This window comes from Tautonia plasticadhaerens (assembly GCF_007752535.1).
Classification (GTDB): domain Bacteria; phylum Planctomycetota; class Planctomycetia; order Isosphaerales; family Isosphaeraceae; genus Tautonia; species Tautonia plasticadhaerens.
Genome location: NZ_CP036426.1, coordinates 2274370 through 2297498, shown reverse-complemented (window position 1 = coordinate 2297498; position 23129 = coordinate 2274370). Strand labels below are relative to the sequence as shown.

At 72.7% G+C, this 23129-nt stretch carries 15 protein-coding genes; 12 read left to right on the top strand and 3 right to left on the bottom strand.

Annotated features, from left to right (window positions below):
- Positions 1-74 precede the first annotated feature (74 nt).
- The 6 genes from ElP_RS08780 (at position 75) to ElP_RS08760 (ending at position 7882) form a co-directional block, all read left to right on the top strand.
- A complete protein-coding gene (locus ElP_RS08780) occupies positions 75-3629 on the top strand; it encodes a serine/threonine-protein kinase (RefSeq protein ID WP_231749582.1) in 3555 nt (1184 codons plus the stop codon).
- Positions 3630-3754: 125 nt separating this feature from the next.
- Positions 3755-4099 (top strand): hypothetical protein, encoded by a 345-nt coding sequence (locus tag ElP_RS37750; RefSeq protein WP_197446827.1) that lies wholly within the window; start codon positions 3755-3757, stop codon positions 4097-4099.
- A complete protein-coding gene (locus ElP_RS08775) occupies positions 4096-5502 on the top strand; it encodes a PAS domain-containing sensor histidine kinase (protein WP_197446826.1) in 1407 nt (468 codons plus the stop codon). Before ElP_RS37750 ends, ElP_RS08775 begins: the two co-directional genes overlap by 4 nt.
- Positions 5499-6152, top strand: coding sequence for a response regulator (locus ElP_RS08770; RefSeq protein ID WP_145268427.1), 654 nt, complete (start codon positions 5499-5501; stop codon positions 6150-6152). The genes ElP_RS08775 and ElP_RS08770 overlap by 4 nt, the downstream gene beginning before the upstream one ends.
- 386 nt (positions 6153-6538) lie before the next feature.
- Positions 6539-6865 (top strand): hypothetical protein, encoded by a 327-nt coding sequence (locus ElP_RS08765; RefSeq protein WP_145268425.1) that lies wholly within the window; start codon positions 6539-6541, stop codon positions 6863-6865.
- A 171-nt stretch (positions 6866-7036) separates the two neighbouring features.
- Positions 7037-7882: a class I SAM-dependent methyltransferase gene (locus tag ElP_RS08760; protein ID WP_197446825.1), complete on the top strand. Its 846-nt coding sequence runs from the start codon at positions 7037-7039 to the stop codon at positions 7880-7882.
- 327 nt (positions 7883-8209) lie between these two features.
- Here the strand turns inward: ElP_RS08760 and ElP_RS08755 are convergent, their stop codons facing one another.
- Positions 8210-9517, bottom strand: coding sequence for a PHP domain-containing protein (locus ElP_RS08755; RefSeq protein ID WP_145268421.1), 1308 nt, complete (start codon positions 9515-9517; stop codon positions 8210-8212).
- Positions 9518-10102: 585 nt separating this feature from the next.
- On the opposite strand from ElP_RS08755, the gene ElP_RS40560 reads away from it, so the two are divergent.
- Together ElP_RS40560 and ElP_RS08745 are read left to right on the top strand one after the other, a co-directional pair.
- Positions 10103-11410: a hypothetical protein gene (locus tag ElP_RS40560; RefSeq protein WP_197446824.1), complete on the top strand. Its 1308-nt coding sequence runs from the start codon at positions 10103-10105 to the stop codon at positions 11408-11410.
- Between the two features lie 523 nt (positions 11411-11933).
- On the top strand, positions 11934-14846 hold the full coding sequence (locus ElP_RS08745) for a LamG-like jellyroll fold domain-containing protein (protein ID WP_145268419.1): 2913 nt from the start codon (positions 11934-11936) through the stop codon (positions 14844-14846).
- Positions 14847-14904: 58 nt separating this feature from the next.
- On the opposite strand, the gene ElP_RS08740 is transcribed toward ElP_RS08745, so the two are convergent.
- Together ElP_RS08740 and ElP_RS08735 are read right to left on the bottom strand one after the other, a co-directional pair.
- Positions 14905-16341 (bottom strand): DUF1501 domain-containing protein, encoded by a 1437-nt coding sequence (locus tag ElP_RS08740; protein WP_145268417.1) that lies wholly within the window; start codon positions 16339-16341, stop codon positions 14905-14907.
- A 127-nt stretch (positions 16342-16468) separates the two neighbouring features.
- Complete coding sequence (locus tag ElP_RS08735) at positions 16469-18127, bottom strand: OprO/OprP family phosphate-selective porin (protein ID WP_145268415.1); 1659 nt, start codon at positions 18125-18127, stop codon at positions 16469-16471.
- Between the two features lie 226 nt (positions 18128-18353).
- Between ElP_RS08735 and ElP_RS08730 the strand changes: the two genes are divergently transcribed.
- The 4 genes from ElP_RS08730 to ElP_RS08715 all read left to right on the top strand — a co-directional run bounded on the left by ElP_RS08730 (position 18354) and on the right by ElP_RS08715 (position 23125).
- Positions 18354-19124: an AMP nucleosidase gene (locus ElP_RS08730; RefSeq protein ID WP_145268413.1), complete on the top strand. Its 771-nt coding sequence runs from the start codon at positions 18354-18356 to the stop codon at positions 19122-19124.
- Between the two features lie 5 nt (positions 19125-19129).
- The gene (locus ElP_RS08725) at positions 19130-19837 is read left to right on the top strand and encodes a copper homeostasis protein CutC (protein WP_145268411.1); all 708 of its coding nucleotides are present in this window, start codon (positions 19130-19132) and stop codon (positions 19835-19837) included.
- 110 nt (positions 19838-19947) lie between these two features.
- On the top strand, positions 19948-21459 hold the full coding sequence (locus ElP_RS08720) for a sulfatase family protein (protein ID WP_145268409.1): 1512 nt from the start codon (positions 19948-19950) through the stop codon (positions 21457-21459).
- A gap of 124 nt (positions 21460-21583) precedes the next feature.
- The gene (locus ElP_RS08715; protein ID WP_145268407.1) at positions 21584-23125 is read left to right on the top strand and encodes a thiamine phosphate synthase; all 1542 of its coding nucleotides are present in this window, start codon (positions 21584-21586) and stop codon (positions 23123-23125) included.
- Positions 23126-23129 lie beyond the last annotated feature (4 nt).

Below are 23129 nucleotides of genomic sequence, written 5' to 3'. Positions count from 1 at the left end.
GCGCCGTCCCGCGACCCGGGCGCACCCCAGTATGCGTGCCCCACATCCCCCGAAACCCGTGCCGGAGCCCCACCGTGAACGAGCGGTCCATCTTCCTCGCGGCCTTGGAGATCACCGACCCGGCCGAGCGATCTTCGTACCTGGACCGGGCCTGCGCGGGCGACCCCGGGCTCCGCCTCGGGGTCGAGCAATTGCTGGCCGCGGGCGAGGGGTCGGGCGTCTTCCTGGAGCGGCCGGCCGTCGGGACGACGCTCACGGCCGCCGCCCCGGCCGAGCGGCCCGGCGTCCGCGTCGGCCCGTACAAGCTGCTCCAGCAGATCGGCGAGGGGGGCATGGGCGTCGTCTTCATGGCCCAGCAGGAGGAGCCGGTCCGTCGCACGGTGGCCCTGAAGATCATGAGGCCGGGGATGGACTCCCGGTCGATCCTCGCCCGGTTCGAGGCCGAGCGCCAGGCGCTGGCGATGATGGACCACCCCAACATCGCCCGGGTGCTCGACGTGGGGGCGACCGAGTCCGGCTCGCCGTTCTTCGTCATGGAACTGGTCAAGGGGGTGCCGATCACCCGGTTCTGCGAGGAGCAGGAGCTCGGACTCCGCGACCGGCTGGCGCTGTTCGTCCCCGTCTGCCAGGCGATCCAGCACGCCCACCAGAAGGGGGTGATCCACCGGGACGTCAAGCCGTCGAACGTGCTGGTCGCGCTGTACGACGACCATCCGGTGCCGAAGGTCATCGACTTCGGGGTCGCCAAGGCGACGGGCCCGAAGCTGACGGACAGGACGCTCTTCACCGCGTTCGGTTCGGTCATCGGCACGCTCGAATACATGAGCCCGGAGCAGGCGAGGCTCAACCAGCTGGACATCGACACGAGGTCGGACGTCTACGCCCTGGGCGTGCTGCTGTACGAGCTGCTCACCGGCAGCACGCCGATCGACCGCGCCCGGCTGGCCTCGGCGGCGTTCGACGAGGTGCTCCGGCTGATCCGCGAGGAGGAGCCGGATCGGCCGAGCACCCGGCTGAGCGCGTCGAGGACCCAACCCGAGCTGCCGGCCGCCCGCCGCGTCGAGCTCGATCGCCTCGGCCAGGTCCTGCGGGGGGAGCTGGACTGGATCGTGATGAAGGCGCTGGAGAAGGACCGCGCCCGCCGCTACGAGACGGCCAACGGCCTCGCCCGAGACGTTCAGCGCTACCTGGAAGACGAGCCGGTGGAGGCCTGCCCGCCGACGCTCGGCTATCGGCTCCGCAAGGTCTATCGCCGCAATCGGGCAGCCGTCGCCGTCGGGTCGGCCTTCGTCCTCTTGCTCACCGCCTCGGCCGTGCTGGCGACCGCCCTGGCCGTACAGGCCCGCCGGGCCGAGCGCCGGGCCGAGGCCGCGCTCGCCGAGGCGAGCGCGAACGAGGCGGAGGCGATCGCGCAGCGATGGGCCGCCGACCGGGAGCGCCGCCGAGCCGAGGAGGAGCGGCGGTCGTCCGAGGCCGTCCGGAACTTCCTCCAGACCGACCTGCTCGGCCAGGCCTCGGAGTTCACGCAGGCCGAGACCCGTCGCCTGGGCGGCGAGGACTTCGAGGTGGCCGCGGACCCGACGGTCGGCGAGCTGCTCGACCGCGCCGCCGCCCGGCTCGCCCCCGAGCGGATCGACGCGCGGTTCCCCGGCCTCCCCTCCATCCAGGCCGAGGTCCTCAAGACGGTCGGGAACTCCTACCAGTTGATCGGCCGCTACGAGGAGGGGCTCGACCACCTCCGCCGCGCCGTCGCCCTCTTCGCCGCCTCGCGCGGGCTCGACGACCCGGCGGCGCTCGACGCCCGGCACGCGCTGGCGGAGGCCCTCTGGATGCTCGATCGGCTGTACGAGGCCGAGGCGGAGGTCGAAGCGGTGATCGCGGACAAGGCCCGCGTGCTCGGCCCCCACCACCCCGAGACCGCCAACTCCCGGATCCTCCGGGGGGCCCTGTTGCTCGCCTCGGGGCGACTCGCCGAGGCCGTCGACGACTACCGCGCCCTCGCAGCCTCGACCCGGGAGCACCTGGGGCCCGACCACCTCTACACCCTCTGGTCGGCCGTCAACCTGGCGGAGGCGCTCTCCCTCCTCGGGCGCTTCGACGAGGCGATCGCCGAGATGGAGGGGATCCTGACGCGGTTCCCGGTCCGCGACGCCCCCCTCGATCACCCGGGCGTCGTGGCCGCCCACCGGGTGTTCGCCGACATCTACACCCGGGCTGGCCGCCCGGCCGACGCGGACCGGCTCCTTCGGGAGGCGATCGCCGCGGCCGAGGCCGGTGGCCGGCGCAATCCGGCCGCCTGGGCCTTTCGCAACGCACTCGCCTGGGACCGGATCAAGTCCGGCGACCATGCCGCGGCAATCCCGTTGTTCGAGGCCAACCTCCCCGTCGAGAACCGGGCCCACCGCGGGGCCGTCACCCGCGAGGGCCTCGCCGTCAGCCTCGTCGCCACCGGCCGCATCGACGAGGCCCTCGTCCGGCTCCTCGAGGCGTTGGAGATCGAGCTGGCCCTCCGCGGCGACGGCCACCGGGGCTGGTGGACCGGCAAGCTTCGCGTCCAGATCGGCCAGGCCCTGCTCAGGCAGGGGAAGCACGCCGAGGCCGAGCCTCCTCTCGCCGACGGATACCGCGAGCTGTCCGACCACGCGGGCGACCAACCCCCCTGGGACCCGAACGGGCTCGCCGTCGCCCGACGCTCGCTGATCGAGCTCTACAACTCCACCGGCCGGCCCGATGAGGCCCATCGGCTGGAGGGCGAACGCATCCGGGAGCTGGAGGCGAGCCTGGAACGGCTCCGACGGGAGCCGGCCTCGAATCCGATCGCCCTGGTCCGGGCCGCCGCCGACCTCGGCCTGGCGCTCGTCGACGCCGCTCGAGAGGAGGAGGTCGTCCCCGTCTTCCAGGACGCCCTCGATCGGATCGATGCCGCGGGTTGGCCCCTGGACGAGGGCGCCCTCCGGGCCTACGCCCGCCTCCGACTGACGGTCTCCCACGAGCTGGCCGCCGAGCTGGCTGGAGGGGTCGTCGACCGGCTGAGGAGACGACCCGACACCCCGCACCAGGTCCTCGACGGCGAGGTGTTCGCCCTCGCCTCCCACATCCTCTGGGCCGGTCACGCCGACCGGGCCGAGCCGCTCCTCCGGGAGACGCTGGCGACCCAGCTCGAGCTTGACCCCGACTCCTGGCAGGCGACCAAGCGGGCGTTCTTCCTCGGCACCGCCCTGCTCAGGCAGGGGAAGCACGCCGAGGCCGAGCCGCTGCTGCTCGAGAGCCACGAGCAGGCGGTCGACCGACTCGCCCTCGCCCCGAGCTGGGAGACGCATTTCCCCGTCGCCACCGCCGAGCTGCTGGTCGAGCTCTACACCGCCCTCGGCCGGCTGGGGGGAGGCCGAGAAATGGCGTGCCGAGCAGGTGAGGCGGAGCCCCGGGGAATAGGGCTCACCGTCACCGGCCGGGGGCGCAGTCCGGAGACACCCCACCCGGGCCCCCGCATGAGGGGGAGGGCTCCTCGAAGGACCGGCAGGGGAGGCACCGGGCGGTTCGCCTCCCCGTTGAGGCAATCAACAGGATGTGGTGGGGCGCCCGCACGAGGGCTTGGCCTTGTCCTTCCCCCATTCGCCTGCAACAATTAAGCGTGATGTCGCAATAATCGACCATCGCCGAGGATGATCCTGCGACGACCCAGGGTGGACCACCGTCTCCCTCCCGCCGACGACGGGGGAGCGCCCGGCCGCCCTCCTCCGGTGCCGAGTCGATCATGATCCGATCTCGGGACGAACTCACGGGCACCGCCGGCGATCGGCCGGGAGGCCGGCCCCCGGGATCGGCCGAGGGCCCGGGGCGATGGGCCCGGCGGCAGGCCCGCCAGGTCGTGTCGATTTACGTGGCGGTGGCGGCGGCCTGGATCGTGGGGTCGGATTCCCTGCTCGGCCGGCTCGGCCTGGAGTCGGGGCATTCGGCGACCGCGGCCCTGGTCAAGGGCCTGGCCTTCGTGGCCGTCACCGGACTGGTGCTCCTCTGGAGGCTGGGGGGATCCTCGCCGGCCTGGAGGCCGCCCGGCGCGACCGGGATCGGACGCAGGAGCGGTTCCGCCTCACGGTGATCCACGCGCCGATCCCGGTGATCCTCCTCGCCGAGGACGGCGAAATCCTGCTGGTCAACCGGGCCTGGACCGAGCTGACCGGCTACGGCGTCGAGGAGCTGAGGACCCTCGCCGACTGGACCGACCGGGCCTACGGCGAGCGGTCCGGGGAGTATCAGCGTCACATCACGACCCTCTTCGACCTGGGCCGCAATCCCCCCGAGCCGGACGCGAGGGTCCGGATCCGGGACGGTTCGGAGCGGATCTGGAGCTTCAGCTCCGCCGCCCTGGGCCGGCTGCCCGACGGCCGGAGGCTCCTGATGCGGATGGCGCTCGACGTGACCGATCGGCGCCGGGCCGAGGACGAGCTGCGGGTCAGCGAGGAGCGGTTCCGGGCGCTGGCCGACTCGGCACCCGACGGGATCTTCATCCATGCCCGTCGCCGCTTCTCGTACGTCAACCCGATGGCCTCGGGCCTCTTCGGGGCGGGGGATCCCGGGGAGCTGATCGGGACGCCGATCCTCGACCGCTTCCGGCCCGAGGATCGCGAGGCGATGGTCGAGCTGTCCCGGCGGGCGGTGGACGAGGGCCGGCCCGTCGGCCTCCGGGAGCTGACGATCCTCCGGCCGGGCGGCGGGACGCTCGAGGTTGAGCCCTCCGCCGCCCCGTTCCCCCTGGACGGGGACGACGCGGGGCTGGTCTTCGTGCGCGACATCCGGGACCGGAGGCGGGTCGAGCAGGCGCTCGAGACCACGACGGCCCGGCTCCGGGAACTGAATCGGCACGTGCTGGAGGTCCAGGAGGCCGAGCGGAGGCACCTCTCCCGGGAGCTGCACGACGAGATCGGCCAGACCCTGACGGCCATCAAGCTCGACGTGCAGTCCGCCCGGTTGCGGCCCGAGACCCGGGAGGAGCGGCTGGAGGACGCCGTGGCGTTGCTGGACGGCGCCCTGGGCCAGGTGCGCGACCTCGCCCTGGACCTCCGCCCCTCGATCCTCGACGACCTGGGCCTGGTCCCGGCGCTGGGGTGGTACGTCGAGCGGTTCCGGGCCCGGAGCGGCATCGAGGGCGAATTCTCCTGCGAGCCGCCGGAGATCCGAGTCGACCCGTCGGTGGCGACGGCCTGCTTCCGGGGCGTCCAGGAGGCGTTGACCAACGTCGGCCGGCACTCCGGGGCCGGCCGGTTTTCCGTCGCCCTGCGGGGGCACCCCGAGGGCCTGGAACTGGAGGTCCGGGACGACGGCGAGGGGTTCGACCCCGGCCGGCTGCCCCCCCGTCGGGGGCTCGGCCTGGTCGGGATGCGGGAGCGGGTCGAGCAGGCCGGCGGCCGGTTGGAGGTCGCGTCGAGCCCCGGCTCGGGGACCGGCGTGCGGCTCTCCTTCCCGCCCCGGGGAGCTTCCGACGGGCGGGGGGCCGCGTCATGATCCCGATCCGAGTCCTCGTGGTCGACGACCACGACCTGTTCCGGGCCGGGGTCCGGGCCACCCTGCGGGGGATCGAGGAGATCCGGGTCACCGACGACGTTTCCTCGGCGGAGGAGGCCATCCGCCGGATCGAGGCGGATCCCCCGGACATCCTCCTTGCCGACATCTCGATGAAGGGGATGACCGGCCTGGAACTGGCCGAGCGCGTCCGGCGCGACTTCCCGGCGATCCGGGTGATCATCCTCTCGATGCACGCGGCCCGGGAGTACGCGGTGCAGGCGCTCCGCAGCGGGGCGTCCGGCTACCTGCTCAAGGACGCCGCGGTGGAGGAGCTGGAGCGGGCGATCCGGGCGGTCGCCCGGGGCGAGTCGTACCTGAGCACGGTGATCTCCGGCCACCTGGTGGCCGACTACGCCCGGCTGGCCTCCCGGGGGGAGGCGGAGGATGGGCCGCTCACCGCCCGGCAGCGCGAGGTCCTCCGGCTGATCGCCGAGGGGATGACGACCAAGGCGATCGCCCGACGGCTGGAGGTGAGCATCAAGACCGTCGACACGCACCGTTCCCAGATCATGGACCGCCTGGGGATCCGGGACATCGCCGGCTTGGTCCGCTATGCCGTCCGGGTCGGCCTGGTCTCCCCCGGCGAGTGAGCCTCGTCCCCGACGACGCGCCCCCGGGGGGGCGTCGGGTCGAGGCGGGTCGAATCGGGCCCCCGGGCGTGCCCGGCGCCGGGGAGGAGGCCGTCGGGGGGAGGACCCTGGGATCTCCGGGCGGGAAACCCCCGGCCTGCACTCGGTGAAACTCCGGAGAGACGGCCCGGCGGGGGGATGGGAGAATTCGATCGGCCCGGAAGTCCGCCCCGATGGCGGTCGACGGAGACCGGCGATCGGCCGGGGACGAGGAGGTCCCCACCCGAGAGATACCCCCCGGGGGAGGAGACAGGCGATCCCCTCGCCGAGGCCATCCCCCCGGCCCGGGGTGCCCGATCCCCCCCCCAGCAGCCCGGCAGCACGCCGGACCCGAAAGGCGACGAATCATGACGATGACAGCGTCCAGGGCGCCTCGGAGGCGACGGACCACCGGCCGGGCCGCCACGCCGGTCGGGACCTCCCCGGCCTCCCTGGAGCAGACGCTCCGGGCGCTGGTCGCGATGGCCGGCGGGACTCCCCCCCCCTCCCCCGGGGACGACGGCCCGGGCGGCTTCGAGACCTGGGACGACGGCGAGTCGGCCTACATCGAGGCGAGGCTCTCGGCCGGCGACCTGCCGGACATCGACCTCAGCTCCCACGGCGACCGCGTGGTCATCCGCATCACCTGGCCCTCCCGAGATGAGGACGACGAGGAGGGCCCTGCGGAGGATTGATGAGGGCGAGCCGGGGGAGCTGAGGTCGATGTCCGGCAGGTCGCCGGGCGGGGGCCTGTCCCGACGTCTCCAGCTCCCCTTGCCCGGCCCCGGGCGATCTGATACCGTCCGGTCGCCCGTTCGGATCTCGCCCCCAGGATGGACCCCCGAGACGTCGAAGGAGTCGACACCATGGCCGGCATCGGACCCGCCCCCCACGCCTTCGGCCCGGCCGCCCGGTCGGGCCGCACGTCGCCGGGCCTGGCGACCCGGCTGCGGTTGACCCTGAAGTACTGGCTCTGGCCGGGGATCAACTGGGTCAGCCGGGACAAGGCGGCCGTGGTGAAGATGCTCCAGCACGGCACCCCCGAGGCCCCGGTCCGCACGCTCGACTGCGGCTGCGGCAACGCCTACTTCGCCTTCGAGGCCGCCCGCCGGGGCGCCTCCTGCCTGGGGATCACGATCCACGACTGGGAACGCCGCTCCTGCGAGGAGATGGCCGAGTTCCTCGGCCCGATCGGCGAGGCGATGGAGTTCCGCGTCCAGCGGCTCGACGACCTGGCCCGGGATCCCGGGGCGGTCGGGTCGTTCGACCAGATCCTGCTCTTCGACGTGATCGAGCACATCCGGGACGACCGGGCCGCGCTGCTCCAGCTCCGGGAGCTGCTCAATGACGACGGGCTCGTCTACATCAGCACCCCCGACCGCGACTACCAGGGGAACGCCGACCACCTGCGGGTGACCCGGACCGAGGACGGCTGGCACGTCCGCAACGGGTACACGCTGGGACAGCTCGAACGGCTGGTCGAGGAGTGCGGGCTGGAACCGGTCGACCACCTCCGATTCGGCACCCTGGGCACGACGCTCGTGACCCGGATCCAGCACAAGGTCTTCCGATCGGCGATCCTGCCGCTGACGGTGCTGACCTTCCCGCTCCTGAAGCTGATCGCCTGGCTCGGCTCGCCGTGGGCCGATCGCCACACGATCTTCGTGCTGGCGAGGAAGCGGGCCGACGCCGAGCTGGCGGCCCGGCGCTGAGCGGGACTCGAACCGACCGCGGCCGGTCCCCCCGGGGGGTCGACCCGCCCCCGGTGGGGGGGTCGTGGTGCGCGGTCGGCCGGCCGGGGCCCTCGTGCCTCCTCTCCGGCCGATGGCCGGCCGGCCTCCCTCGCCGATCGTCGGGGAGAGCCCGGAGGGCGGGAGAGGATCACGCTCGACCCCGCCCGTCCCACCTGGTGGCGACGATCGAGTCGATCGGGGACGATCGGGACCCCTGGAGGCCTCGCCTTGAACCGGACCCGGCGTGCCCGCCCATCCTTCCTCGAAGTCGATCCGACTCGGGCCCGGTCGTCCGGGCCGGGCGGGTCAATCGGCTTCGCCGGGGCGGTCGATCCTCGACTCCCAGCCGACGGGCTGGGTCCAGGCCTGCCGGCGCTGGCCCTCGAACGAGGGGTTGTCGGGGGGCAGGCTGGAGGTGACGACAGCCCTGACGTACAGCTCGTCTCCGGCCAGCTCGTAGCGGGCGTTCGTCCCCTCGACGGTGGCGAGCACCCGGCCGATCTCGTCGGTGTAGCGGCCGGTCACTCCGAGCGGCTTGCCGTCCGCGTCGGTCACGGGCTCGGCGGTCGGGTCGACGCCCGCCCGGGTGCCGACGAAGGCGACGGAGTACGAGGACCCCGGCTCGGGCTCGACCTCGACGTCGAGGACGCCGGCCTCGCGGTCGAATCGGACGTCCCGCAGGGTGACGCCGCTGGAGGCGTAGAAGTCGCCGGCCTCGATGGCGTCGATGATCGACTCGGGGGTGAGGTGTCGGGCCCGGACCATGATCCAGCCCCGGCCGGGGGAGGAGCCCTCGGTGCCGAAGTACTGGTGGCTGTCGTCGGTGGCCAGCCCCATCAGGGGCCGGACCCCCATGGCGGCGACCCGGAGGGTGTTGGCGATGTCCCACATCCGCTCGACCGGGGCGTGGTGCTCGTCCCCCAGGTGGTGGACGTCGGGGTGCCCGTTGTAGACCTCGACGAACTGCTCCCGGCCGGCCTCGGCCAGCTCCTCCGCGGTGATCGCGTAGCCGAAGTTCGGGTGGTTCAGGTGGGCGAGGATCGGGATCCCCAGCCGCTCCGCCTGCTCCTCCACGGCCTTGAGGTTGTTGTCGATCACCTCGACGACCGAGCCGCCCCCCTGCGGCGGGATCCGCTCGGCGAGGTTGCTCGCGTTCATGTGGATCGGCTTGCGCTCGAAGCGGTCGGTGATCTCCTCGCCCTGGATCAGCAGGAAGCGGCCGGCCTGCTCGACCAGGGCCCGGTATTCGACCAGGGGCTGGAGCCGGACCTGGGAGAGGCCGTCGATCTCCCGGGTCTCGACCCAGTGCTCCCCGAACCGCTCGAGGTAGCGCTCGAAGGCCCGGCCGCCGGAGCGGCGGTCGACCTCGTCGCGGTCCATCCAGCGGGCCCCCTGGCTGAGGACGTTGTGGTCGGAGAGGGCGAGGAAGTGATAGTCGCGGCGGCGATACCAGTCGACGATCATCTCGGGGAAGTCGTTGCCGTCGCTCCAGAAGGAGTGCGTGTGCAGGTTCCCCTTCCACCACCGGGCGGGAGGGTCGGCGGGGACGATCGGGTCCTCCCCCTGGGCCCGGCTCGGGGCGGGGATCGGCAGCAACGACAGCGCGAGCAGCATCGACGGCCATCGGGGAGGTCGGGGCGAGGGGGTCATTCCTGGGCCTCAGGGGTGTCGAGTCGGGGCGGACGCCGGGCGCCGGCGGGTTCGCCGGCCTCGAACCAGGGATGGCACGCTGCCATGACCGTGTCAAGCACCCGAGCCCTGCCGGGTCGGGCCGAGCCCGGGCAAGCGTCCCCGAGTCGGGCCGGCGACCCGTTCGCCGGGGGGCTCGCGAGGCGAATGCCCGACGACCGGCAAGGTCGTTGCAACCCGTTTTTTACCAACCCATTGTCAAAATCGGGAGGGCCGGATGTCGATCCTCCTGGGGGAGGGCGTCCGGCCCATTGCCGGCCCGGGGACCGAGCGGCGGCCGTTTCCGGTTCGTTGGCAAGGGGTTGCGGTGGAGTTCAGGGGGGAAGCGAGGTCGGGCTTCGGTCGATTCTGGCCGTCCGGCACGCGTTGTGCTACCAGAGAATGTCCCCTCGATTCTCACTCCCCCTCGTTCCCTTCTCTCGCTCGAAGCCGTTGCCGGGGCGACGACGTCCCCGGCCAGCCGTTCCGCCAGGAAGTGCGGTCGGCCGTCGGAAGACACGGAGGTCGACGATGATGGTCCGAAGGTTCTCGCTCATCGTCCCGGTCCTGGCCGCCCTCGGGGTGGCCGGCGCTGCTTCGGCCCAGCCGACCCAGGTGGTCGGCCCCTGGAGCACGCTGGAACGGGTTGGCGAGACGCTCCAGGGTCGCCAGGAGCGGAAGGACGAGGTCGTCGACCGCGTCGAGGAGAGCTATCCCGAGTTCTACGCCCGGAACTCCGGGCAACTGGATCAGCCGCTGCTGCTGACCCCCATGCGGCTGGCGGGCTGGTCCGTCGGCTCGGCGACGGTCGGTTCCCCGGCCCCGGCGGTCGAGCAGGCCTCGGCCCCGGCGCCCCCCCCGCCGCCGTCGGCCCCCACCCGGGCCCGGTTCGTCCCCTATCAGCCCCTCGTGCTGGGTTCGTTCTTCGGGGGGGGCGGGGTCGTGGCGCCGCCGACCCCGGAGCCGATGCAGGCCCCGGCCCCCTCCCCGGCCCCCAGGCCCGTCTCGGCCCCGAAGCCGGCCCCGGCCCCCAGGCCCACGGCGGCCCCGAAGCCCACTCCGGCCCGGCCGATTACCCCTCGACCGGCCTCCCCCCCGCCACCGACCCCCGAGGAGCCCGCCGACGCCTACCTGAATTTCTCCGACGGCCCCTTCCCCGCGGCGGAATCCCTCGCCGAGGGCGAGCCCGCGGCCTGGCACCGCAGCCCGGTCGTCTCCGACCTGCTCGGCCGGGCCCCGAACGCCCAGGAGCAGCAGGGATTCAAGGCCGACGTGGTCGCCAAGGTCGAGGACCGATTCCGGAGCAGCGGCATCGACGTCGACCTGATCTCCGAGCCCGGCCCGGCCTCCCACACCCTGAGCGTCGTCTCCGGCGCCCTGGCGAAGGACAACACCCAGGCCATCGGCCTGGCCGACATCGGCGGGGACGGCTTCACCTTCCTCGACAACTTCGACACCGCGGCGATCGACTCGGTCGACGACCTGGAGACGGCCGTCGCCAACAACATCTCCCACGAGCTGATGCACACCTTCGGGGTCGACTTCCACCATGAGAGCGGGGAGACGATCGACTCGGGGACCATCCCCTGGGACCTGCTGACCGACGAGGACCTCGCCTTCAGCGGCGACGCCGTCGCCCTGCTCTCCTCGGCCGACTTCCAGGGTCGCTGGGATGACCTGACGCTGGCCGGGGCCCAGCTCCCGTCGCACGGCCAAGGCTGCTCCTGCCACCCCAATGGGGCCCACGCCACCCCCGAGCCCGCCACGTTGGCCATGTGGGCCATCACGCTGCTGGGCGCCTCCTGGTCGGGCCGCCGATGGCGGCGGGCCCGGGGCTGAACCGAACCGAACCGAACCGTGACGACCGATCGACCTCGATCGGGATCCGAGCTGATCGACGAAGGGCCCCGGCCCCGGTCCGCCTCCCCCCGGGGCGGCCCGGGGCCGGGGCCCGTTCTGGGGGTCGGGGCGGTCGCGGGGCGGTCGGTGATCCAGCCGGAGGACCCCGGGGACGCCGCTCCCGACGGGAGCGGGCGGTCGGCTCCCGGGCCAACGGGACGACGGGGACGCCCGGATCGGCCGTCGGGCGCATGCGTCGACGCGTCCGGGCCGGCGGGCCGGTCCGCGTCAGCGACCCCGCCCCGGTGGAGGCAGGAGGTATCGGCCGGGGCGGGGGCCGAGCATAATGCGGGGATGACGGGCCGGGCCGACCGGCCGTCTCATCCGGGCCCCCCGGACCGCCCCGGCACGCGGGGCGACGGGCGACCGGGGGGGCCGCGAACGCCGCCCCCTCGCCCGACACCGGGGGCCCGCGGACCTCCCCCCCCTCCGCCCGCCCTCCCGAGTGCCGAGGACGCCCCCCATGACGCCGATCGCGTTGCTGCTCCTCCTCTGCCCCCTCGCCCCGGGCGACGACGCGCCCCGGCTCGTCGACGGCCGATTCGGCCAGGCGCTCGACGCCCGGACCGGCGGCTCCATCGCCCCGGCCGACGCCCGGTTGGAGGCCCGGCCGATCACCGTCGAGCTGTGGGCCCGGCTGCTCGACCGGGATGCCGGGGCGGTCCTGCTCTCGAACGAGGCGCCGACCTCGGGCACCCACTGGGAGCTGGTCGTCCTGCCCGGGACCGCCGACGTCGCCTTCGTGTCCCCCGCGCTCGACCCTCCCCTCGTGGTGGCCGGGGGCACCCTGGGGGACGGGCGTTGGCACCACGTCGCCGTGCAACTGGGCCCGGACCGGGTCGGGATCCTGGTCGACGGCGAACTGCTGGCCGATCGGCCGGTCGCCTCCAGGGCGGTCCCCTCGCAGCGGAGCGGGCTGGCCGTCGGCACCCGGATCGAGGACCGGAGCCCGGTCTGGGCGCTGATCGACGACGTCCGGGTCTCGGCCGGAGTCCGGGAGATCGTGGCGCCGCCGGAGGGCCCCCTCGTGTCGGATGACCGGACGATCGCCCTCTGGAGCTTCGACGAGTCGGAGGCCGAGTACCTCGCCCGGTGGACCCCCGGGGGCGAGACGAACCAGGCCGGCCTGCCCTATCCGCACCGCTACGGCGCCTACGAGTTCGAGACGGACGACGACTGGATCGACGGCCGATGGCAGGAGACGGACAAGGGGCCGTTCCTGACCCACTCGATCCGGCTCCCCGGGCTCCAGGTCGGCCCGAAGGCGATGGCCGTGTTCCTGGGCCCCGACCGCTCGACCGCCACGCTGTTCGACCAGGAACGCTGCGCGGTCGTGGCCGGGGTGGCCGACGCGACGTTGGAGATCGACCCGCTGCGGTTCGGACTCCTGCGGAAGCCAGTCCTCGGGGGGGGCGTACTCTCGTACGTCGACCCTTCCAAGACGTGGCGGCACCCGCCGGAGGGCCCGGGGGCGCCGCCGAGGCCGCTGGACCGATCGGAGGTCGATTATCGGGGATTGCGTCTCCACGGGGATCGGGTGCTGCTCACCTCCGGCATCCTCGGGGGGACGGTCGAGGAGGTCGGGACGGAGGAACGGCTCGGCGAGGTCGTCGCCGTCGCCCGCCACCTCCGGGCCGAAGGCCTCTCGACGGCCGCCTGGCTGACGCTGGCCGAGCTGGAGGGGACGCCCTCGGTCCGGGTCGAGGACGGGGTGATGATCGCCTCGGCGACGGCCGAGGACGGCACCGCCCAGGCCGTCGCGCTCCGGGTCGACGAGGGGGCGTCCTCCCTGGAGTTGCGGGGGGGCGACGTGATCGCGCCGATCGAGGCGGGGGCGGCCTGGTCGGGGACCGCCCTGCTCTGGTCGGGGCGGGTCGACCGGCTCGACGACTTCCGGGGGCTGGCCCGGTCGAAGCCCGAGGCGCCCGACTTCGAGGCCCTCCGGGGTCCCGGCCCCCGACGGTGGGGAGAGCCGATCGTCACCGGGGGCACCCTGGGGGAGGACGACGGGCAATCCCCCTTCGTGATCGACACGATCTCCGTCCCGCAGGCGAATCCCTTCAATGCGCTCTTCTTCGTCAGCGCCCTGGATTTCTTCCCGAATGGGGATGCGGCCCTGGCGACGGCCCACGGCGACGTCTGGGTCGTCCGGGGGCTCGACGCCGGGCTCGGCCGCGTCTCCTGGCAGCGGTTCGCCACGGGGTTGTACCAGCCGCTCGGCCTGAAGGTAGTGGAGGGCGAGGTGGTCGTCCTGGGACGGGACCAGCTCACCCGGTTGCACGACGAGGACGGGGACGGCGAGGCCGATTTCTACGAGTCGTTCAATCACGACCTGATCATCGAAGGGGCGGACCACGCCTACGCCATGAGGCTGGAGACCGACCCGGAGGGGAACTTCTACTTCCTCAAGTCCGGCGGGGGGCCGCATGGGAGCGCCCTGCTGAAGGTCTCGGCCGACGGATCAAACCTCTCCGTCTTCGCCCGGGGGTTCCGGCACCCGTACGGCCTGGGGGTCGGGCCCGAGGGGCAGGTGACGGCGGCGGACAACGAGGGGAACTGGGTGCCCTCGTCGAAGATCGACCTGGTCCGGGAGGGGGGCTTCTACGGCTTCCTCGGCTCCGCGGGCGAGGCGCCGGACGGGGTCCGGCCGGATCCCCCGCTCTGCTACATCCCGAAGGTGGCCGACAACTCCAGCGGCGGCCAGCTCTGGTACACCGGGGACCGCTGGGGGGATTACCACCGGGGAGGCATGCTCCACCTCTCCTGGGGGCGTTGCACGCTGCTCTCGGTGCTCCAAGACGAGGTCGGCGGCGTCCCGCAGGCCGCCACGGTGCGCTTCCCCGGCCTGACGTTCCTCTCCGGGTCGGGCGAGGCCGAGTTCAGCCCGAGCGACGGGCAGCTCTACGTCGTGGGCCTCAACGGCTGGCAGACCGGGGCCGCGACCGACGGCAGCTTCCAGCGCGTCCGTTACACCGATCGGCCGATCCACATGCCGGCGTCCTTCCGGGCGCAGGAGGATGGCATCCTCGTGACCTTCTCCCGGCCGATCGACCCGGAATCCGCCTCCGACCCCCGCCGCTACAGGGCCGAGCGCTGGAACTATCGCTGGACGGGGACCTACGGGTCGTTCCACTACTCGGCCGAGGACCCCGATCGGATCGGCCACAACCCCGTGCCGATCGCCTCCGCCGAGCCGACGGCCGACGGCCGGGGCGTCTTCCTCCGGATCGAGGGCATGGCGCACGTCGACCAGTTCTGGCTCGCCACCGACCTGATCGCCGGGGACGGGTCGCCGCTCCGCTTCGACCTCTACGCGACGATCCATGCCCTGCACCCGGCCGGTTCGGGCGAAGGGGAGGTGACGGGGGGGCGATGAGGGAGGTGGAGGGCGTCGTCGGCCCGACGCCCATCCGCCCTTTCGAGAGGATCGGGGATCAGAACAGGTCCCGGATGGGCGCCCCTTCGGCGAGGAGGTTGAAGGGGCGTCCCTGGAGGTCGGTCGCCTCCAGGTCGGCCACCCCCATGGCGTGGTAGACGGTGTGCGTCACGTCGGCGGGGGTGAGGGGGCGATCGGCGGGATAGGCGCCGACCCGGTCGCTGCTGCCGAACGTCTGGCCGCCCCGGATGCCGCCGCCGGCGAGGAGGACGCTCTGGCAGTGGGTCCAGTGGTCCCGACCGGCGCCGGACTCGCCTCCGGACCGGGGGTCGCCGATCCGGGGCGCGCGGCCCATCTCGCTGGAGACGAGCAGTAGCGTCTCGTCGAGCAGTCCCCGGTCGTCGAGGTCGCCGATCAGTCCGGAGAAGGCGCGGTCGAACTCGGGCAGCAGGTTCTCCTTCAGGCAGTTGAAATTGTTGCCGTGGGTGTCCCAGCCGCCGGCGCTCTTGCACTTGCCGGCGATCTCCTGGTCCTCCATCCAGAAGACGGTGACGAACGGCACCCCGGCCTCGACGAGGCGGCGGGCCATCAGCAGGCTCATGCCGTTGACCGTGTCCCCGTACCGGGCCCGGACCGTCTCGGGCTCGTCGGCCAGGTCGAAGGCCCGGGTGGTCCGACTCGACGAGAGCAGCGCGAGGGCCTTCTGCTCCAGCGTGGAATAGGTCCTCACATCGGAGGCCCGGTCGAGGTCGTGCCGGGCGCCGTCGATCGCGCCGAGGAGGTCCCGGCGGGCGAGGAGCCGATCGGGGCCGACCTCGGCCTGGAGCGTCAGCGCGGGGACCTGGAAGGAGAGCGGCGCGGCGCGATCTCCCATCAGGTAGAGGGGGTCGTGCTCCACGCCGAGCTTCGCGGCGAACTGGCCGGGGCGGGTGTAGGGGGCCCGGCTCGGCGTGTGGGGCAGGGTGATCGCGTTGACGAGCTGCGGGTGCGGCGGTCGTCGAGAGGCGACGACGGTCCCCATGAACGGCCAGTCGTCCGGCCGGGGGGTGCGGTCGTTGCCCAGGGTGAGGAACGAGGGGTCGGGTTGGTGGCCGGTGAGGTTGTAGTAGTAACCGGCGTGGTGGTCATTGGTGGAGACCGAGGCGCCGACCGAGTTGACCACCGCGAGGTGCCGGGCCTGCCCCGCCAGCAGGGGGAGGTGCTCGGAGAGCCGGACGCCGGGCGCGATCGTCTCGATCGGCCGGAACGGGCCCCGGAACTCGGCCGGGGCGTCGGGCTTCAGGTCCCAGGTGTCGAGGTGCGAGGCCCCGCCGCAGAGGAAGAAGAGGATCGTCGACTTCGCCGACCCGCCCGACGCGAGTGGCCTCCCCGGGCCGACCTCGACTTCCCCGGCCGGGGCGGGCCGGCCGAAGCCGAGACCGGCGAATCCCAGACCCGAGGCGACCAGGAACGTCCGCCGGGAGGGCCCCTCGGCCCGGTCAGCACGATTGTTCACGGCGTCCCCCTCGATGTCGCATCTGTCCCGCCCAGGCGTCTCGATCGCAACGCCGCGATCGCCTCGCCCGATTCTCGGGCGCCGAGGGGCGGGCGTCCACCCATCCTCGCCCCGGACCCGACCGGGATCAGAACCAGATCTGGCAGCGGATCCAGAACAGGTCGCTGTGCCGGCTCCGGTCGCCGTCCCGGATGTTCACCAGCACCGGTGAGCCGAAGTTGGCGTGCTGCCAGTCGACGTAGAACTTCACGAAGCGGTTAACGTACCAGTTGAAGCCCACGTCGGTGAGGTAGGCGTCCCGGGCCCAGAAGTCCTCATCGGCCAGGTCGAAGGCGAAGACCTCCTCGCCGAGGTGGATCTGGCTGATCCGGGCGAACGCCTCGAAGGCCCCCGGCCCGTACTGGCCGTGGAGCGGGTCGAAGGGGCGGAGGGGGACGATCAGGGTGCGGTCGGGGGGCTCCTCGCCGGTCAGGAAGTAGGCCGCGGTGACGTGGTAGCCGATCACCGGCACGCGGGGCTGGAAGGGCGATCCCATCTTCTTGTACTGGAAGCCGCCGGCCTGGACCTCCGACTCGATCGACCAGCCGCCGCCGTAGTAGGCCAGGTGCAGGGTCCCCTGGACGCGATCGCCGAGCGCCCGGACGTCCTCCTCGAAGTCGAGGAAGGTGATCGACGCCGCCGCCGCCTCCCGGCTGTTCTCGGTCGACTGGATCGAGGTCCGCAGCGGGATCGGCCGCTCGGCCTCCGGCCTGACGGTGAGCCCTCCGGCGATCGAGCCGCCGAGGTTCAGGTAGCGGAGCCGGGGGAACCGCTCGTCGGTCAGGAAGGGCCGCCAGTTGACGTAGCCGACGGCGTCCCTCGTCGTGTTGTCGTCCGCGATGCCGATCGAACCGCCGGAGAACCCGCCGACGGCGTATTCGAGCCTCCCCTCCCCCAGGTATCCCCAGGCCATCAGCCCGGCCTGCCGGGAGAGGCCGAAGTTCAGGGGGAACAGCGAGCGCTCGGGGGTGATGAAGTACGGCTCCAGGTGGTCGTACCAGTCGAAGCTGTACGGCACGATCGACCGGCCGAACTTGATCTGGAACCCTTCGTTGAAATTGAAGTTCACGAAGCCGTCGAGCAGGTCGATCACCCCCTCGACGCTCCGCTGCACCGACACCTCGTACTCGATCGGCCGCGTCAGCCTGCCCGTGAAGTAGAACCGGGTCCGGGGCAGGTAGAGCCCGCTGATGGCCGGGTCCAGGTCATTCGGGATGAAATTCTTGAAGTCGACCTGATTGAGCACCCGGACGCCCAGGCTCAGCTCCTCGTCCGGCGTGGCCAGCTCGAACCCCTCGCCGACCCTGCCGAGCAGCGGCGGCTCGAAGCCCGGCGCGAAGTCCGGGTAGGATCGCCCGGCGTCGGGCGTCTCGAAGGTCTCCTCCCCCGGATCCGACTCCGACTCGGGGATCGGCTTCCGGGCCGAGGGGATCACGGAGGCCGCGGCGGGCGTCACCGACTCGTCGACCCGATCGAGCAACGAGCGGTACTTCGTCTCCAACTCCTCGTAGCGCCGCTCCCGGTCGGCCTCGCGGTCGAGGACCGCGTCGTACTGTTCCAGCAGCCGGAGGTTCATCTCCTCCAGCCGACGGACCCGGTCGGCGAGGTCGGCCCCGGCCCCCCCCGATGCTCCGGGAGTCGGTGCGGGAGGAGGCCCGACCCCCTGCGCGGACGCCGCCCTCGCCGACGCCATCGCGAGTAGGGTCAGGGCGAACCAGCGGAGCGTCGGCCGGGACACGAGTCGCACGCAACCTCCTCGATTCGACGGGGTCGACTCTCCCTCCTGCGTCGAGGTCGATCGACGGGCCTCCCCTTCATCGGTCGTCCGAGCCGTCCGGCTTGAGCCGGCCGTGCGGTTTGTGCCGGTCGGGCGGCCCGCGAGGGCTCCAGCCGGATGGGTCGACCTGGTATCCTGGCCCCGTCCCCGGCCGACGGGAGATCGGCGGGGCGGCCAGGTGATCGAGGGGACCGCCGTGAAGAGCAAGGCCGAGATCGTCCGGGACTGGCTGCCGCGCTACACCGGCCGGCCGATCGACGGCTTCGGGCGCTACGTCCTGCTGACGAACTTCCTGCAGTACGTCGAGCTGTTCGCCGACCGCTTCGGGGTCGAGGTGGCGGGCCGAGACCGGCCGATGCAGTCGGCGGTGGCCGAGGACCTGACGATCCTCAACTTCGGCATGGGCAGCGCGATGGCCGCTACGGTGATGGACCTGCTCTCGGCCGTCGGGCCCAAAGCGGTCCTCTTCCTGGGCAAGTGCGGGGGCCTGAAGAAGACCCGGGTCGGCGACTTCGTCCTGCCCATCGCCGCCATCCGGGGCGAGGGGACGAGCAACGACTACATGCCCCCCGAGATCCCCGCCCTGCCCTCGTTCCGGCTCCAGCGTGCCGTCTCCTCCACCATCGTCAAGCACAACCGGGATTACTGGACGGGCACGGTCTACACCACCAACCGCCGGGTCTGGGAGCACGACGCCCAGTTCAAGGCCTACCTGCGCAAGACCCGGGCCCTGGGGATCGACATGGAGACGGCCACGGTCTTCATCGTCGGCTTCGTCAACCACATCCCCAAGGGTGCCCTGCTGCTCGTCTCCGACAACCCGATGACCCCGGAGGGGGTGAAGTCCTCCCGGAGCGACCGGAGCGTGTCGGAGAAATACGTGATGCCCCACCTGGAGATCGGCATCGACGCCCTGATCGAGCTGCGGGACTCGGGGGAGTCGGTCATGCACCTCAAATTCGAGTGACGCCCATGCCCCGATCGATCACGGTCGAGATCTGCGTCGAGGGGCTCGGCTCCGCGCTGGCCGCCGGGGAAGGCGGGGCTGATCGCGTCGAGCTGTGCGAGGACCTCGCCGTCGGCGGGGTCACCCCCTCGGCCGGGGCGATCGAGGTCGCCTGCCGTCGGCTGGCGATCCCCGTCCAGGTGCTGATCCGCCCCCGGGGCGGCGACTTCGACTACTCCGAGGCCGAGTTCGAGGCCATGCGGCTGGATATCGCCCTCGCCCGGGATCGGGGCGCCTCGGGCGTCGTGCTCGGGGTCCTCCGGCCCGATGGCCGGGTCGACGAGCCCCGCAACGCCGCCCTGATCCGGGAGGCGAGGCCGATGAGCGTCACCTTCCACCGGGCCTTCGACGAGGTGCCGGACCCGATGGCGGCCCTCGACACCCTAATCGGCCTCGGCGTCGACCGAGTGTTGACCTCCGGCCGGGCGGACTCCGCCCGCTCGGGCGTCAAGACCCTCCGGGCGCTGGTCTCCCGGTCGGCCGGCCGGCTGGCCGTCCTGGGGGGCGGCCGCGTGACGATCGAGGCGATCCCCGACCTGATCGGCGCGGGCCTGTCCGAGATCCACGTCGGTTCCGCCGCCTGCCGGGGCGGCCGGACCGACCCGGACCTCGTCCGCCGGATCGTCTCCGCCGCCCGCCTCGAGATGCGAAGGGCCGGGGAGGGCGGGCGATGATCCCCGCAAGGGGCGGGCGGATCCTTGCGGGCTCCCGCCCGACCCGACATGCTACGCCGGAGGGCGGCCGAGGCCCGATGCCGGATCGAACCGCACCCTGGGGGACCGAGATGACGAATCGAACCCAGGCGGCCCGACGACTCCTCGGCGCCGCCCTCGTTTGCCTCGCGGCGGCGACGGCCCCCGGCTCGACGGTCGGGGCCGGGCAGCAGGGCCGCCCGAACATCCTATTCGCCATCGCCGACGACTGGGGGCGGGACCACGCCGGGGCCTACGGCTGCACCTGGGTCGGGACCCCGGCGTTCGACCGGGTGGCCCGGGAGGGCGTCCTGTTCTCGAACTGCTTCACCTCGAACCCGAAGTGCTCCCCCTGCAGGGCCAGCATCCTGACCGGGCGGAACACCTGGCAGCTCGAGGAGGCCTGCAATCACTTCGGCCTCTTCCCGCACAAGTGGCCCGTCTACCCCGACCTGCTCGAACGGGCCGGTTACCACGTCGGCTACACCGGAAAGGGCTGGGGCCCCGGCGACTTCCGGGCGGGGGGCTTCGACCGCAACCCCGCGGGGCCCGGCTACAGCGAGCACCTCGCCCGACCGCCGCACGCCTCGATGTCGAACGTCGACTACGCCCGGAATTTCGAGGCATTCCTGCAGGACCGCGGGGAGGGGGAGCCGTTCTGCTTCTGGTACGGCGCCACCGAGCCGCACCGTGCCTATGAGGAGGGGGCCGGGCTCCGGGCCGGGCGGGACCCGGAGTCCGTCACCGTCCCCTCCTACTACCCCGACAACGGCACCGTCCGGAGCGACCTGCTCGACTACGCCCTGGAGGTCGAGTGGTTCGACGCGCACCTCGGGAGGATGATCGACCACCTCGAATCGATCGGCGAGCTTGAGGACACGATCATCGTCGTCACCTCGGACCACGGCATGCCCTTCCCCCGCGTGAAGGGGCAGATCTACGACGACGGGTTCCACCTGCCGCTGGCGGTGCGGTGGGGGGCGGAGGCCTCTCCCGGCCGGGTCGTGGAGGACTTCATCAACGTCCGGGATTTCGCGCCGACGTTCCTGGAGGCCGCTGGGGTCGAGATCCCCGGGTCGATCACCGGGAGGAGCTTCCTGGCACTCCTCTCCTCGGACGGCTCCGGCTGGGTCGACGAGTCGCGCAACCGGATGCTCGTCGGCAAGGAGCGGCACGACCTCGGCCGGCCCCTCGACGCCGGGTATCCCGTCCGGGCGATCCGGACGCCGGAATATCTCTACGTCCACAACTTCGAGCCCGACCGCTGGCCCGCCGGCAACCCCGAGACGAGCTACCCGAACGTCGACAACGGCCCGACCAAGACCCTGCTCGCCTCCCGGTTCGACGACTTTTACCGGCTCAGCTTCGGCAAGCGGCCGAGGGAGGAACTCTACGTCGTCTCCGAGGATCCCGACTGCGTCCGCAACCTCGCCCGGGATCCGGAACACCGGGCGATCAAGGAGCGATTGCGGGACGAGATGGAGACCGCCCTCCGGGCCGAGGGGGACCCCCGCATGCTCGGGATGGGGTGGATCTTCGACACGTACGAGTACACCGGCCCCCGCAACCACTCGTACGAGGCCTGGCTGGGGCATCACCGCTGAACCGAGGCGGGTCGACGCCACGAGCGGGCCCGGGGCGCGCCCGCCCGGATTCCCACCCGTCCCCCGTTCTCGTAGAGTGGTGGGGAGGCCGGGCCGGGGCCCCGGCCGTCTTGGGGGGGGACGTATGCGGGAATCATTCACGGCCGGCGCCCAGCGGGCGATCCGGCGCGCCGGCCAGCTCGCCCGTTCCAGGGGTGGCGGGGCCGTCGAGCCGATCGACCTGCTCTCGGCCCTGGTCGAGGAGGGCGAGAGCCGGGCTTCGGCCCTGCTGGCCGAGCTGGGCGTGCGGGTCGAAGGGCTGCTCCCGGGGGCGGTCGAGGAGGCCGAGATCCCGGGCGAGGACGAGGACGAGAGGGACTTCCCTCCCCACTCTCACGAGCTGCGCCTCGCCCTGAGCGATGCGGCGTCGAAGGCCCGGGAGCTGGACCGCTCGCAGGGGGTCGGCACGGAGCACCTGCTCGTCGGCCTGCTCGCCGCGGGGGGGCCCGTGGCCGACCGGCTCTCCCGGGCCGGATTGCGCGCCGAGGCGTTGATGGAACGGATCGCCCGGTCGATCGCCGTCGACCCCGGCCCGATCCCGATGTCGGAAGACATCCCCGCCCCCGAGCTGGCCGACCCCGGCGAGGCCGACGACCTGGCCCGCATCCTCGACGCCTCGGCCAACCGCGCCCGGGAGGGGCTCCGGGTCGTGGAGGACTACGCCCGGTTCGTGCTGGACGACCCCGGGTTGACGAGACGCCTGAAGGACGTCCGGCACCGCCTCGGCGAGGGGATCCGGGGCCTCGACGTCGACCGGCTGCTCACCTCCCGGGACACCCCCGGCGACGTCGGCACCCACATCATGGCCGCCGACGAGGGGGCCCGCAGCAACGCCCGGGCCGTCCTCGTCGCCAACTTCAAGCGCACCGCCGAGGCTCTCCGGTCGCTGGAGGAGTACACCAAGATCACCGACCAGTGGCTCTCCGGCCGCTTCGAGGTGCTCCGATACGACGTGTACACGATCGAGAAGCGGATGATGGCCGCCGTCGTCGCCCGCCAGGGGCTCGGCGGGGCCCGGCTCTACGTCCTCGTGGGCGGCCTCCCCACGCTCGGGGACCTCACCTGGGTCGTCGAGGAGGCCATCGCCGGCGGCGCCGACGTGATCCAGTACCGCGAGAAGGGGCTCCCCGACCGGGTCATCCTCCATCGGGCGCGCGAGGTCCGCATCCTCACCGCGCAGGCCGGCGTCCGGTTCATCATGAACGACCGGCCGGATCTCGCCCGCCTCGCCTCGGCCGACGGCGTCCACCTCGGCCAGGAGGACGTGAGCGTCCGGGACGCCCGCCGGGTCGTCGGCCCGAACGCCCTGATCGGCGTCTCGACCCACGAGCCCGCCCAGCTGGAGGCCGCCATCCGGGACGGGGCGAACTACCTCGGCGTCGGCCCCGTCTTCCCCAGCGAGACGAAGGCGTTCGACGCCCTCGCCGGGCTGGCCTACGTCCGGCACGCCGCCGAGGCGACGAACCTGCCCTGGTTCGCGATCGGCGGCGTCGACGAATCGAACCTCGATCAGCTGCTCGACGCCGGCGCCTCCCGGGTCGCCGTCTCCTCGGCCGTCGTCCGGGCCGAGCGCCCCCGGGCCGCCGCCTCGGCCTTGAAGGCCCGGCTCGTCGAGGCGGCCGGCTGATCCC

Bases quoted from the DNA above. Each gene is read 5' to 3' on its own strand.
- ElP_RS37750 (WP_197446827.1), top strand. From the start codon at position 3,755: ATGATCCGATCTCGGGACGAACTCACGGGCACCGCCGGCGATCGGCCG.
- ElP_RS08770 (WP_145268427.1), top strand. From the start codon at position 5,499: ATGATCCCGATCCGAGTCCTCGTGGTCGACGACCACGACCTGTTCCGG.
- ElP_RS08765 (WP_145268425.1), top strand. From the start codon at position 6,539: ATGACGATGACAGCGTCCAGGGCGCCTCGGAGGCGACGGACCACCGGC.
- ElP_RS08760 (WP_197446825.1), top strand. From the start codon at position 7,037: ATGGCCGGCATCGGACCCGCCCCCCACGCCTTCGGCCCGGCCGCCCGG.
- ElP_RS08755 (WP_145268421.1), bottom strand. From the start codon at position 9,517: ATGCTGCTCGCGCTGTCGTTGCTGCCGATCCCCGCCCCGAGCCGGGCC.
- ElP_RS40560 (WP_197446824.1), top strand. From the start codon at position 10,103: ATGATGGTCCGAAGGTTCTCGCTCATCGTCCCGGTCCTGGCCGCCCTC.
- ElP_RS08745 (WP_145268419.1), top strand. From the start codon at position 11,934: ATGACGCCGATCGCGTTGCTGCTCCTCCTCTGCCCCCTCGCCCCGGGC.
- ElP_RS08725 (WP_145268411.1), top strand. From the start codon at position 19,130: ATGCCCCGATCGATCACGGTCGAGATCTGCGTCGAGGGGCTCGGCTCC.
- ElP_RS08720 (WP_145268409.1), top strand. From the start codon at position 19,948: ATGACGAATCGAACCCAGGCGGCCCGACGACTCCTCGGCGCCGCCCTC.
- ElP_RS08715 (WP_145268407.1), top strand. From the start codon at position 21,584: ATGCGGGAATCATTCACGGCCGGCGCCCAGCGGGCGATCCGGCGCGCC.